This is a genomic window from Sinorhizobium sp. 8-89 (genome assembly GCF_030124325.1).
Lineage (GTDB): Bacteria > Pseudomonadota > Alphaproteobacteria > Rhizobiales > Rhizobiaceae > Sinorhizobium.
Genome location: NZ_JASKLR010000020.1, coordinates 1 through 12,862, shown reverse-complemented (window position 1 = coordinate 12,862; position 12,862 = coordinate 1). Strand labels below are relative to the sequence as shown.

12 protein-coding genes and 1 pseudogene are annotated in these 12,862 nt (G+C 62.7%); 12 read left to right on the top strand and 1 reads right to left on the bottom strand.

All coding sequences use genetic code 11. The features are described from left to right. The first annotated feature begins 313 nt into the window (after positions 1-313). Positions 314-1,720, top strand: a complete 1,407-nt coding sequence (locus QN219_RS26060) for an FAD/NAD(P)-binding protein (RefSeq protein WP_284003016.1) — start codon at positions 314-316, stop codon at positions 1,718-1,720. 180 nt (positions 1,721-1,900) lie between these two features. Here QN219_RS26060 and QN219_RS26055 read toward each other — a convergent pair whose 3' ends face one another. After that, positions 1,901-2,155, bottom strand: a complete 255-nt coding sequence (locus QN219_RS26055; RefSeq protein WP_173512039.1) for a hypothetical protein — start codon at positions 2,153-2,155, stop codon at positions 1,901-1,903. Between the two features lie 199 nt (positions 2,156-2,354). Here QN219_RS26055 and QN219_RS26050 point away from each other — a divergent pair, with 199 nt between their 5' ends. The 11 genes and pseudogenes from QN219_RS26050 to QN219_RS26000 all read left to right on the top strand — a co-directional run. After that, on the top strand, positions 2,355-2,702 hold the full coding sequence (locus QN219_RS26050) for a metalloregulator ArsR/SmtB family transcription factor (protein ID WP_284003015.1): 348 nt from the start codon (positions 2,355-2,357) through the stop codon (positions 2,700-2,702). After that, complete coding sequence (locus QN219_RS26045) at positions 2,686-3,171, top strand: SRPBCC domain-containing protein (protein ID WP_284003014.1); 486 nt, start codon at positions 2,686-2,688, stop codon at positions 3,169-3,171. Before QN219_RS26050 ends, QN219_RS26045 begins: the two co-directional genes overlap by 17 nt. Further along, complete coding sequence (locus QN219_RS26040) at positions 3,168-3,611, top strand: DoxX family protein (RefSeq protein WP_284003013.1); 444 nt, start codon at positions 3,168-3,170, stop codon at positions 3,609-3,611. The genes QN219_RS26045 and QN219_RS26040 overlap by 4 nt, the downstream gene beginning before the upstream one ends. A 168-nt stretch (positions 3,612-3,779) precedes the next feature. Next, positions 3,780-4,205, top strand: a complete 426-nt coding sequence (locus tag QN219_RS26035) for a VOC family protein (RefSeq protein WP_284003011.1) — start codon at positions 3,780-3,782, stop codon at positions 4,203-4,205. A gap of 292 nt (positions 4,206-4,497) precedes the next feature. Then, the gene (locus QN219_RS26030; protein WP_284003010.1) at positions 4,498-5,514 is read left to right on the top strand and encodes an aldo/keto reductase; all 1,017 of its coding nucleotides are present in this window, start codon (positions 4,498-4,500) and stop codon (positions 5,512-5,514) included. A gap of 544 nt (positions 5,515-6,058) precedes the next feature. Continuing rightward, positions 6,059-6,295, top strand: coding sequence for a DUF1127 domain-containing protein (locus QN219_RS26025; RefSeq protein ID WP_284003009.1), 237 nt, complete (start codon positions 6,059-6,061; stop codon positions 6,293-6,295). A 266-nt stretch (positions 6,296-6,561) separates the two neighbouring features. After that, positions 6,562-7,950 (top strand): cytochrome c, encoded by a 1,389-nt coding sequence (locus tag QN219_RS26020; RefSeq protein WP_284003008.1) that lies wholly within the window; start codon positions 6,562-6,564, stop codon positions 7,948-7,950. Beyond that, on the top strand, positions 7,950-8,450 hold the full coding sequence (locus tag QN219_RS26015; protein ID WP_284003007.1) for a (2Fe-2S)-binding protein: 501 nt from the start codon (positions 7,950-7,952) through the stop codon (positions 8,448-8,450). The genes QN219_RS26020 and QN219_RS26015 overlap by 1 nt, the downstream gene beginning before the upstream one ends. Continuing rightward, a pseudogene (locus QN219_RS26010) lies at positions 8,450-10,702 on the top strand (molybdopterin cofactor-binding domain-containing protein). Before QN219_RS26015 ends, QN219_RS26010 begins: the two are co-directional and overlap by 1 nt. A 392-nt stretch (positions 10,703-11,094) precedes the next feature. After that, positions 11,095-11,652 carry an FMN reductase gene (gene msuE, locus QN219_RS26005; protein ID WP_284003006.1) on the top strand — a complete coding sequence of 186 codons (558 nt, stop codon included), beginning with the start codon at positions 11,095-11,097 and terminating at the stop codon, positions 11,650-11,652. Between the two features lie 73 nt (positions 11,653-11,725). Then, the coding region (locus tag QN219_RS26000) for an LLM class flavin-dependent oxidoreductase (RefSeq protein WP_284003004.1) at positions 11,726-12,862 on the top strand (1,137 nt) is incomplete at its 3' end.

Genomic DNA, 12,862 nt, shown 5'->3' with positions numbered 1-12,862 from the left:
TCGGAAACGCCGGGCGATGTTCCTCGGCGGCGACTGCTTGAGACGAGTGGTTGAGACGAGGGGTCGAACAAAACGCTTGCCGATCGGTCTCTTTGTCATAAAATACTAACTTGATAGACTATGCCGCATAAGCATGCGCCTGAGGAGGCGCGGCGCTGGAGGCAGCCAAAGGAGCGCAGACTTACCGGTAGCCGAGCGGCATCCAGTCTTGATATCCCTGAAAATTCAAACGGCAGCTATTTGTGTGTCTCGAAGTCCTGCGTAGGGGTTGCCCACGACTGATACGGCTGCGGCCGGACGCAAAGGAGCTCACATGACTGTTTACGGATTGTTTGCAGCGAAGCCGTCCGCGGCGGCCGGGCTATCCTCGAAGCCCGAGATTGCCGTCGTCGGGCGCGGATTTTCGGGCATCATGATGGCGATCGCGCTCATGAAGTCGGTCCGCGTATCCTTCCATTTGACCATGTACGATCCTCACCCGTCGATCAGCGGTGGCCAGGCGCTGTCCTCGGCGCAGAGCTGCGAGATCCTCAACAGCCGCGTGCGTGATCTTTCGGTTGCCGCCGGGCAGCCTGACGATTTCAACGACTGGCTTTGCACCAACGGCGAATTCCGGGCGGCGGTACCGGCGGCGATACCCGGGTTCCAGCAGATTTTCGTGCCCAGGGGCATTTTCAGCGACTACGTCCATCAGCGCTTTTCCGAAGCGCTTGCACGCCGTTCCGATATCACCGTAAAATTCTCCCACCAGCCAGTCCGTGGTCTGCACAAGCTCGCCACTGGTCGCTTCACGCTCGTTCACGACGCCGGAACCGACGAATGCGATGTCGTCGTGCTCGCGACCGGCTTTGGCATGAGGGCTCGCGACGTCGATGTTCCCGACGAGGAGCGGCCCGTCGTCAGAGCCCGCCGGCTCGTCGATCCGCGGCATGCGATCCTTCTTGGCAGCGGCATTCGTGTCGTCGACCAGCTCTTCCAGTTGCGTGACAACGGCTACGCGGGGACGGTCACGCTCCTGTCGCGACATGGCTTTCTCCCGCAGACGCATACGCGCCTGTCGGCGGCCCCGAGTTTCCCTGTCGACCCGATGCCGTCGAGCCTCCGCGAGATCGTCCGGTTTGTCCGCAGGGCCTGCGCCGATGCGGAGGCCAAGGGACAGAGCTGGCAGTCGGCGATGAACGGGCTTCGCCGCCGTGCGCGCTCTCTCTGGCAGGCGCTCCCCGCGCGCGAAAAGCGCCAGTTCAACCGGCATCTGCGCGCCATCTACGACAGCCACAGAAACCGCCTGCCGGCGGCCGTCCACGCTCGCCTCCAGCAGGAGCTTGCCGAAGGCCGGACGGTACTTCGTCGCGGATGGGCCGGGCGGCGGGTACCGGAAGGGCTGATGGTTCGCTGGTCCGGCGAGCCCGCGGAGGAACTGCTGCGGGCCGACCAGGTGATCGACTGCCGCTGCTCGGCGCCGGACCTGCAGGCGCCACTGTTGCAGAGCCTTTTTGCCGGCGGACTGGCGATGCCCGACGAGCTTGAACTCGGCATCGCCGTAAGCCCGACCGGAGAAGTGCTTGGCAGCGGCGGCCGCACGCCGAACCTCTTTGCGATCGGTCCGCTCGGAGTGGGCAGCCTGCCCGACATCGACCTCGTTCCGGAGATCGTCACTCAGACCTATGCGGCGGCACGCCTGATCGCGACCGGCAAACGCGTGGCACTGAAGGCGGGGTGATCGGAACCGCGACGATGCAGGCTACAGCACCGTGCGTCTTTTTAGACGCACTGGCTGTGGCACTTTACGTGGCTGCGTATTTTTTCCCAGATCGGCGCGACGTCGAATTCGCAACCGGGCAACACCCGCTCGAACCTGCCAAGCCATGCTAGTGCTTGGACACAGACGGCGGATAGCTATCTATGTCATTCTTCGAACGACCCAGAGCGACCGTTCCGCATGAGCGATTCCCGACACGAGTTGAAGGCGAGGATTGTCCTTGAGCCGCTCGGCCTCATTCACGTCAAGAAGCAGGACCTGCTGGTCGGTCTCGTTTGCGTTCGGCGTAATCCACCAGCGCCGATCCTCGTAGCAAAGGCCGGCTTCCGGGTTCTCTTGGAAGTACTCAATCGCATATTCAGCGTCCGCTTTTCGCGGACCCGCGCCCACGGACATTTGTTCTTTTCCTCCCTCTAAGATCGCTTGGGGGTCCCACGCGACTATACTTCATTATGGCGCCTGTTGCAGCGAGGACATTTTTTGCGCTCCGTCGAACATCCTGATGCTCAAGATGGCAATACGCTAAGCGCCCGATCGAGCCCTTGACAGCCTTTCACAGCGTACTTAACATCTCTGTTAAATACAGGGATATGTCATGCATACCGATCCACTGAGCGCCCAATTCGCTGCCCTTGCCGATCCCACGCGCCGCGCGATCCTTGCCCGATTGAGCGAGGGGGAGACCTCGGTGAACGATCTCGCCGCGCCGTTTGCGATGAGCCTGCCGGCCATCTCGCGGCATCTGAAGGTGCTGGAGAATGCCGGGCTCGTCAGCCGCAGCCGCACCGCGCAGTGGCGGCCGGCCAGGCTCGAGCCGCTTGCGATGAAGGGGGTCGCCGACTGGATCGATCAGTATCGCCACTACTGGGAATCGAGCTTCGATCGGCTGGATGCCTATCTGAAGAGCATCCAATCGGGGAGCGACGATGGCTCCCGTCACTGACGCGCTTGCAGCGCACTCGCTGAACCTGCGTCGCATCTTCAATGCGCCGCGAGAGCTGGTCTGGCGCGCCTGGACGCGGCCGGAGATGCTTGTCGCATGGTTGGGGCCGCCTGAGTGGCCCGCGGTCCGCACCGAGCAGGACTTGCGCCCGGGCGGCGCCTGGCGTGCCTGCCTGCGCTCAACGTCGGAAGATCGCGTGCTCTGGCAGGGCGGAGTCTATCGCGAGGTGGTTCCACCCGAGCGGCTGGTGTTCAGCTTCAAGTGGGAGAGCGACGGTCATGAGGACGGCACTCCGGTCGGCACGCTCGTCACCGTGCTCCTCACCGAACTGCCCGACGGGCAGACGCAAATGGAGTTCACGCAGCAGGGATTGAAGTCCGAGCAGAGTCTTGCCGGACATCGCCACGGCTGGACGGGCACCTTCGCCCGGCTCGAACAGTGGCTGCACACCTACGGGAGGACGGCATGAACACGCCTGCGATGCTCTGGACCGGTCGGATTCTCACCGGGCTTTTTGCCCTGTTCATGCTTGGCGCCTCGATCGCGCCCAAGCTGCTCCAAATGCCTGTGGCGGAAGCGACGATGGCTGAGCTTGGCTGGCCCGCCGGCTATTCTTTCACGATCGGCCTCATCGAGCTGATCTGCCTGGTGCTCTACCTGATCCCGCGCACAAGTGTGCTCGGTGCGGTGATGATGATGGGGCTGCTCGGCGGCGCTATGGCGACCCAGATCCGCGCGGGCAGCCCACTCTTCAGCCATATCCTGTTCAGCGTCTATCTCGGGCTGTTCATGTGGGGCGGCCTATGGCTCCGCGACCAGCGCCTCAGGGCTCTGTTTCCCATCGCGCGAGAGACTTCCGCCCCACCTCGTTCAAGGGACATGGCAGCGTTGCCGGTGTCCAGCCAATAGGAGGATGAACGCACCGGCGACCTGCGGTGCAACTCGCCTCGACGGTTTCAGCCAAGTGGGTCTTGAGAGTGTTCGTCCTGCAGCCGGTCGCCCGGCGTCCGGGCTGGCGACGAGAGCGTTCGTTGCGAACGGCGCAAAGGCCACCAACTTCGATCAAAGGAGACAGCAATGCCCAAGATGATTTTCGTGAATCTGCCGGTGAAGAACATCGCCGCCTCAACCCGCTTCTATCAAGCGATCGGGTGCCAAAAGAACGAGCAATTCAGCTACGATAAGGCGTCCTCGATGGTCTGGTCGGACGCGATCACCTTCCAGCTGCTGACGCGCGACTATTTCGCAACCTTCACGTCGAAAGAGATTCCGGACGCGCATGCGACCTGCCAGGTGCTGCTTTGCCTCTCCTGCGACAGCCGCGAAGAGGTGGACTCGCTCACCGAGACCGCAGCGAAGGCCGGAGGCAAGGCCGACATTCGTGAACCGATGGACATGGGCTTCATGTACAACCGTACGTTCGAGGATCCCGACGGGCATGTAGTCGAGTTGGCGTGGATGGATCCTCAGGCCGTCATGGACGGCAATGCAGAATCAGCCTGACGTCGGCACGGGTATAAGGGCCTCACATGCGGCAGAGACCGGTCTGAGCCGCCGGCACTGCGCCGGCGGCGAATGGCTCGAAGCGGCAGCACAGTCCCCTCAGACCGGCGGACGGGCGCCTCCTGCGCGGCGCAAATTTGTGCCGCGCCCCCTCACGCCGAACACCAAGTCTCGTGGCCGCGCTGGCGAACGGCTTTTCATTGTTGAAAAACCCCCTGCGGAATCGAAGCTTCTGATCGCCGCGCACGCGGTGCCATAGTTCGCTGGAATCACCATAGTGGAAAGGAATGCCATGCTTGCCAGCGACAACTCTGCGATCAACCGCAGGCCATTGGGACGCTCCGGCCTCGCGGCCGCACCTATCGGTTTAGGCTGCTGGGCGATTGGAGGCTATTTCACACTCGATGGAAAACCGGACGGCTGGGGGGAGGTCGACGACGAACAGTCGATCCGTGCCATTCAACTCGGGCTTGAGATGGGGGCTTCGCTGATCGACACGGCTGATGCTTATGGAACCGGGCACAGCGAGGAGGTGATTGGCCGGGCACTGAGCGGACGAAGAGCCGATGCAATCATCGCAACCAAGTTCGGATACACTTACGATCGCGTCGCCCGTGCCCTCGTCAGCACCGATGTCAGCCCCGCCTACATCGAACAGGCCTGCGCAGCATCGCTTGAGCGTCTGGGCACCGACTATATCGACCTCTATCAAATCCATGTCGGAGAGCTTTCGGCCGATCTGGCGGATGCGGCCGGCGAGACGCTCGAGAAGCTGGCGGAGAAAGGCGCCATCCGTTTCTGGGGCTGGAGCGCGGACAACGCCGCAGCGGCGAAACGAATGGTGAAATTCCCGCATTTCGTTGCGGTTCAGCAGGAGCTGAACGTCTTTACGGATGGGCCGGCCATGTTGGCGATGTGTGAGGGCAGCAATCTCGCCAGCCTCAATCGATCACCGCTGGCGATGGGGTTCCTGAGCGGCAAGTTCAGTCCCGAGACGCGTCTGCCGCCAAGCGACGTGCGCGCAGCCGGTCATAGCTGGGTGCGGTTCTTCGAGGGCGGGCGGCCTCGCGCCGATTATCTCCACCGCCTTGCAGAGGTACGAGAGCTCCTCCAGATCGGCGGCAGGACCTTGGCGCAAGGGGCACTCGGGTGGATTCTGGCCCGCTCGCCCAACACCTTTCCCATCCCCGGCTTCAAGACGGAGGCGCAGGTGCGCGAAAATCTGGCCGCGCTGGAGAAAGGTCCGTTACCGTCCGCGATCATGGCGGAAGTCGATGCGCTTCTCGGGAACGAGGCCGATCAAAGGTGATCAGTCTGCTGGGAACGGCACCCGGCATGAGAATCCGCGGAGCGGCTGATGCCCAGGCCGCTTCCTTCGCCTGGCGGCCTCCAGTCGTCTCTTGCTTGTCCCGCGAGTCGCCCCGCTCGGAACAAGCAAGTGGCGCTTCAGCTCGCCGGCGCCGGCACGAAGCTCTGAAAAGTGTTGCATTCTCGCAACGGACCTGGCGTGATTTCTACAATCCCGAATTGTGCCTTTGCAGATTGGTCGGTCTCGTGTAAAGTCACCATACTCGCAATTCAAATCAGAGGAGGCGTGAAATGATATCTGTTCTCGTGATTATGCGCCTCTCTGGCGGGACGGCTGGCAGCACGACGATGTATCGCACATCTTGCTCGAGCCGATTTTGCTTCCAGGGTCTCTAAGCCCCGGATTTCTGCCGATTGGCGCTTTCCCATTTGAGCTGACGTGACCGGCTGACGGAGCGATTGTTCGCATTTCCGCGTCCGCTTCCGCACGTCTATTCGACCTTCGAGAGGACCTGGCCGCATTGTCGCGCCGGGACGGAAAAATCATGCGTGAAGCACAATTTTTAGTTGTTGATACCCTTACCGCAACGGTCGATGACCTGTGCCGGAAATTCGGCATCTGGAAGACCGCGGGTGCGTTGATCCGGGCCGCCTGGAGACGTCGTCAAACGACGAACCGGACCGCCCATCTGTCAAACCGCATGCGCCGCGATATCGGTCTTCCGGAGAGTGGGGACACGCTCCTGGAAGCCAGATTTCCCCTTTGGGATGTCCGGCTTTAAGGTGCATCGCTATGCAAGACGGCAAACCGGCGGAAGCAGAGGAAGGGCGTCAGTGACGTCCTTCCTCTCGTTTCGTCGCTCGACGCGGATCTGCAGCGGCCGCAGCAGAGGCGGCGTCGTTGATCGTCCCCGGCATGCAGCAGCAGCCCGACCAGCTTCGTACCCAAGAGCACGCTCACGGACTTCCCGCACTCACCTACACGTCACTTCGTCGCTCGGAACAGATCGGGAAGTGCGGCGTTTCCTCTGATCGGCGGAGATCTGCGATGCGGGCCTTGAGGGCGGCGATCGTTTTCATTGCGGCCGTATTTGTGGCTGCAGGTGTTTTCTTTCTGTTGGCGTGGCGTTCCGAAATCCCCGAGGACGCCGCTGCGGCGCAGGCGAGTTTTGCCCCGGATCTCGTCGCGAAGGGCGCGCAATTGGCGGCGCTCGGCAATTGCATCGCCTGCCACACCGTTCCCGGCAAACCCGCATTTTCGGGCGGTCTCGCCGTGCCGACCCCTTTTGGCACGATTTACTCCACCAACATCACCCCCGATCGTGAAACGGGCATTGGCGGCTGGAACGAGGCGGCCTTCCAGCGCGCCATGAACGAGGGCGTCGACCGGAACGGCAGCCATCTCTATCCAGCATTCCCCTACGACCATTTCACGCGCGTCTCGGAAGAGGACAACCGCGCTCTCTATGCCTTCCTGATGACGCGTGCCGCGGTAAAGGCTGAAGCGCCTGAGAACGATCTCCAGTTCCCGCTGACGTTCCGCCCCCTGCTTGCCTGCTGGAAGCTGCTCTTCTTCGACAGGGGCGAACTGGAACCGGACAGCGGTCAGAGCGAGGCGTGGACGCGTGGGCGCTATCTTGCCGAAGGGCTCGGCCACTGCGGCGCTTGCCACACGCCGCGCAACGCGTTCGGTGCTGAAGATCGCGACCGGAACTTCGGCGGCGGCGAGGCGGAGGGCTGGCAGGCTTACGCGATCAACAAGGATTCCAAGGCTCCTATCCCGTGGGACGAGCAAAGCCTCGCCTTCTACCTGCGCAACGGCTGGCATGAATTCCACGGCGTTTCGCGCGGACCCATGGCCGAGGTAACGGGCAATCTCTCCGCCCTTCCGGATAGCGATATCATGGCAATCGCCACCTATGTGACGTCGATCATGGGAGATCCGACGCCCGAACGCGGGGAAAGAGCGGCGCAATTGCGCGAGCAGTTCGAAGGGGATCGCCTGGAGCAGACGGCCGATAGCCAGAGTTCGCTCGTGAGTGCTTCCGGGGCCGGTTCAGGCGAAGCGATCTATATTGCCGCCTGTGCAAGTTGCCATGAAGGCCGCCAGCGCCAGCCCTTCGGCGGCCTGAACTTCGAACTCAGCACTGCCGTCAATGCGCCGAATCCGCAAAACATCGTCAACATCGTCCTGTTCGGCCTTCCGCCGGCGGACGGCGAGGCAAGCGCGGTGATGCCGGCCTTCCGACATCTGCTCAATGACCAGCAGGTGGCCGACGTCCTTGCTTACATGCGCGAGCGGTTCTCCGAGGAGCCGGCATGGGCGGGTCTTGTGGAACTGGTCGCCAATACCCGGTCCGGCGCGCACAAGGTGACCATCCGGCCGTCGGACGGCATTGAAAGGGCGCCGCACAATGTCGGTGCCGAGGAGGGATGATGAGCATATCGCTGACAGTAAACGGCAGTCCGCATCAGATCGACGCCGATCCGTCGACGCCTCTGCTCTACGTCCTTCGCGACGACCTGGCCTTGAACGGCGCCAAATACGGCTGCGGGCTCGGCCAGTGCGGCTCCTGCACGGTGGTGGTGGACGGCGAGGCGGTGCTTTCCTGCATGGTGCCCGTCATGTTGCTGGAAGGCCGCGAAATCACGACCATCGAAGGTCTGGGCACCATTGACGACCCGGGACCGTTGCAGCAGGCATTCATCGAGCTGCAGGCGGCGCAATGTGGTTACTGCATCCCGGGCATGATGATGAGTGCGCACGCGCTCTTGCGCCGGAATGCGCAGCCAAGCGACGAGGACATCCGCGAGGCGCTGGCGACAAACCTCTGTCGTTGCGGAACGCATATGCGGATTCTCGCGGCGATCAGACGGGCAGGCGAATTGATGAAGGCCGCCTCGTTGCCTGAGTCCGATGAACGGAGGGCAGGCTGATGGGCATTCTTAAGGACGAAATCACCCGCCGCAGTGTGATCGCCGGCGCCGGCGGGCTCGTTGTCAGTTTTTCGCTTAGCCGCGCATTTGCCCAAGCGCCTGCGCCACCGGCACCGCCGACGACGCCACCGGCACCACCCGCGTCCTTGCCCGGCAGCCTTGACGACGACCGCTTCCTCGATTCCTGGATCCGGATCAATCCCGACAATTCGATTACCGTCTTCACCGGCAAGGCAGAGCTCGGCCAAGGCATCCGCACAGCCCTTCTGCAGGTTGCTGCCGAGGAACTGGAGGTGAACCCGACGGAGATCGAGTTTATCACGGCGGACACGGGCCGTACGCCGAACGAAGGTTTCACGGCCGGCAGCCAGTCGATGCAAAACAGCGGTACCGCAATCAGGAACGCCGCGGCACAGGTGCGCGCGCTGCTTCTGGCGGAAGCCGCCAAGCGCTTCGGCATAGCGCCGACGGAACTCAGGGCCGAAAACAAATCCGTGCTGGCAAAAGACGGGAGAAGCGCCACCTATGGCGAGCTTGTTTCCGGCCAGACGCTGCACGTGGAAGCGCAGCCGCAATCCGCCTTCAAGCAGCCCGGTAGCTTCCGAGTGATGGGCAAACCGCTTCCTCGCGTCGACATCCCGGCGAAAGTGACAGGCCAGCCCGCCTATGTGCACGACCTGCGTCTGGATGGCATGCTGCATGCTCGCGTCGTGCGTCCGCCGAGCCCGGCAGCGGAGCTTACCGAGTTCGATCAAAGCGCGGCCGATGGAATGCCCGGCGTCGTCTCCGTCGTGCGCGACGGCAACTTCCTTGCCGTCGTGGCCGAGAAAGAATTTCAGGCGGTAAATGCCATGCGGACGTTGGCAGAGGCCGCGCGGTGGCAGGAAAGGGAGACGCTCCCCGATCAGACCGACCTGCCGGCGGAACTGCAAAGGCTCGAGCGCGAGGTGGGAACCGTCGCCGAGGCGGGCGTGATCTCATCCAGCGGCAAGGTGTTCGAGGCGACCTACACGCGGCCCTATCAGATCCACGGCTCGATCGGCCCCTCCTGCGCCGTCGCGCAGATGAAGGCGGACGGGACGTTGGACGTCTGATCGCACACGCAAGGGGTCTTTCCCGACCGCGAGGCGATCGCCGAGATGCTGTCGATGCTGGAAGAAAAGGTCCATGTCATCCATATGGAAGGGTCGGGGTGCTACGGCCATAACGGTGCCGACGACGCGGCCGCCGATGCCGCGCTCATTGCCACCAAGATTCCCGGCAAGCCGGTGCGCGTTCAGTGGATGCGCGAGCAGGAGCACAGCTGGGAGCCTTATGGTCCGGCGATGCTCATGAAAGTCAGCGCAACGCTCGACGATCAAGGCAAGATCGCGAGCTGGGCTTACGATCTCTGGAGCAATACGCATTCGACGCGGCCCGGCGGGGCCGGTGCGCTGCTCGCAGCGCGCCACAAGGCCCAAGCCTTCCAGCCGGAGCCGGCCGAGCTCAGAATCAGTCCCTCCGGCAACGGCGACCGAAACGCCAATCCGCTCTACACCATTCCGAACAAGCGCGTGCTCTGGCACTTCTTGCCCGACATGCCGCTGCGCGTCTCTGCGCTCCGGGCGCTGGGCGGCTATGCCAATGTCTTCGCGATCGAAAGCACGATCGACGAATTGGCACTGATGGCCGAAGCTGATCCGGTCGAATTCCGGTTGCGGCACATGGAGGATCCGCGTGCGCGTGCCGTCATCGAACTGGCTGCAGAGCGCTTCGGCTGGGACAAGGCCCAGATGCCGAGGAATCGCGGACGCGGTTTCGGCTTCGCGCGCTACAAGAACCTGGCTGCTTACCTAGCGGTGGCGATGGAAGCGGAAGTCGAGCCGGAGACCGGGCGCGTTCGCGTGGTACGCGCCGTTTCCGCCATCGACAGCGGCGAGATCGTCAATCCGGACGGCATCCGCAACCAGACGGAAGGCGGCATCCTGCAATCGATCAGCTGGACGCTCTACGAGGCCGTGGCATTCGACAGGACGAGGATTACCAGCACCGACTGGTCGAGCTATCCGATCCTTCGTTTTGCGAGCGTTCCGGATAGCGTCGAGGTGCATATTGTCGAGCGCCCCGGGGAACCGTTCCTCGGTACCGGCGAGGCAGCCCAAGGACCTGCGGCCGCGGCTGTCGCCAATGCGATCAGGGACGCCACTGGCAAGCGTCTCTATGATTTGCCATTTACCAGAGAGCGACTACGAAACGCGGTCGGACGTGCTTGATCCACTGTCGCTTCCTTAAATCGTAGCCGATTGGCGTCCTTTGCGCGTCGAACAAGGCGCGCGGCGCTGTGGGGGGCCAGACGGAGCGGGACTGCCCCAATCGCGTCCGCGTGCCGCCGCTTCGAACAAGGATCTCGAACAACTGGTCGTTCAACCCGCTTGTGCGGGGAAGTAGGTCCTCTCCAAGCCGGCACTTCTTGCCTTTCCAGAATACGATGACAGTCAGGCAAATACGGGCGGAGAGACTGGTTGCGCCAAGGTCGCTGCGGTCACGGGCCGCATCATGGGAAACTCTTCTCCTCTAACGATGCGGAATAGAACTTCGTTTCTATAAATCATAAAAATTATAGATTTAGATGACGACATCTGAAGCGGCGCCAACGGAGGTCAAGATGCCGGATAAAAGAGTAGCCGGAATCTCGGGAAACATCACACGCCCATCCAAAACCCGGGGGTTCGTCGATCATATCGTTCATCGGCTCGCGCTGAACATCGGGGCGTCCGCGCAGACATTCGATATCGAGGACTTCGGTCCCTCGCTGCCCAAGGCGAGGCGGCTGGACGATCTCGCCCCTGAAGCACGATATCTCGTCAGCCAGGTGATCGAGGCTGACGTGCTGGTCGTCGGTTCACCGACCTTCAAAGGCAGCTACACCGGCCTGTTCAAGCACTGCTTCGACCTCTTCGATCCTAGGTCGTTGCGCGGCAAGCCGATCATCATCGCGGCGACCGGCGGCGGCGAACGTCATTCGCTGATCGTGGAGCATCAGCTACGCCCTCTGTTCGGCTTCTTTGAAGCCCTTGCGATGCCGACGGCAATCTACGCGTCGGACAAGGACTTTGCGGACGGCGTTCTGCTCTCCGAAGCGATCCATGCGCGGGTAGGGCAGTCGGTCGACGAAGCGACGCGGGCCGTGGCGCGCTCCGATTGGCGGAGCATCGCCGCCTAGCGCGCCGACTGAGAACAGACATCGTGAAGCAACCATCAACTCGTGGCCGATCGGCCGATTCTCGGAGGGTTCAATGACCAGAAAGATCAAGCTCGGCGCCTTTCTGCCGGGCGGCGGTCAGCATGTCGCCGCCTGGAGACACCCGGAGGCACCGGCAGACGGCGCGACAAGTTTCGAATTCCACAAGAGGCTTGCACAGACGGCTGAACGCGGCCTGTTCGACGCCTACTTCCTGGCGGACAATCTCTCCGTAGGGCTTGGGGGCCGTGAAGGCGGGAACGCCAAGATCGCGGGGTTCGAACCCATTACGCTCTTTGCTGCACTCGCGCCGCTCACGACGCATCTCGGCTTTATCGCGACCGCCTCGACCACCTACGAGGAGCCCTACACGCTCGCCCGCAAATTTGCGTCGCTCGACCTTCTTTCCAACGGCCGGGCCGCGTGGAACGTGGTGACGTCGGCAGGGGATGAGACGGCGCGCAACTTCAACAGGGAGACGCAGCCGACCCACGCCGAGCGCTACGAGCGTGCGCACGAGCATGTCGAAACGGTCAAAGCCCTCTGGGATAGCTGGGAGGACGACGCTTTCATCCGCGACAAGGCGACCGGTCGCTTTTTCGATGCGGGACGTGTCCACGACATCAATCACCGGGGCAAGCATTTTTCGGTGAAAGGGCCGCTGAACGTGCCGCGCCCGATACAGGGCCATCCGGTTGTCGTCCAGGCGGGACAATCCGAGGACGGACGCAGGCTTGCGGCCGCGACAGCTGAAGTGATCTTCACCGCACACCAGAATCTGAGTTCCGCCCAGGAGTTCTACCGGGACATCAAGGCGCGCGTCCAACGCGCGGGGCGTAACCCCGAGCACGTGCTGATCATGCCGGGCGTGGCGCCCTTCGTCGGCCGAACGGAAGAAGAAGCGCGTGACAAGTACGAGCGGCTCAATGCGCTGATCGTGCCCGAGGACGGCGTCGCCCTGCTCAATGGATTGACCGGCGGAACGCTCGACCTGACCGGATATCCGCTCGATGGTCCGCTCCCCGTCAGCCAGGAGACCGAAGGCATGAAGAGCCGCCAGGCGCTTATCCGCAAGATCGCCGACGAGCACGGCTTCACGATCCGGCAGCTCTACCAGTGGATCGCGACGGCGAGAGGTCACTACACCGTCGTAGGCAGCGCTGAGCAGGTCGCCGATCAGCTCGAGGAGTGG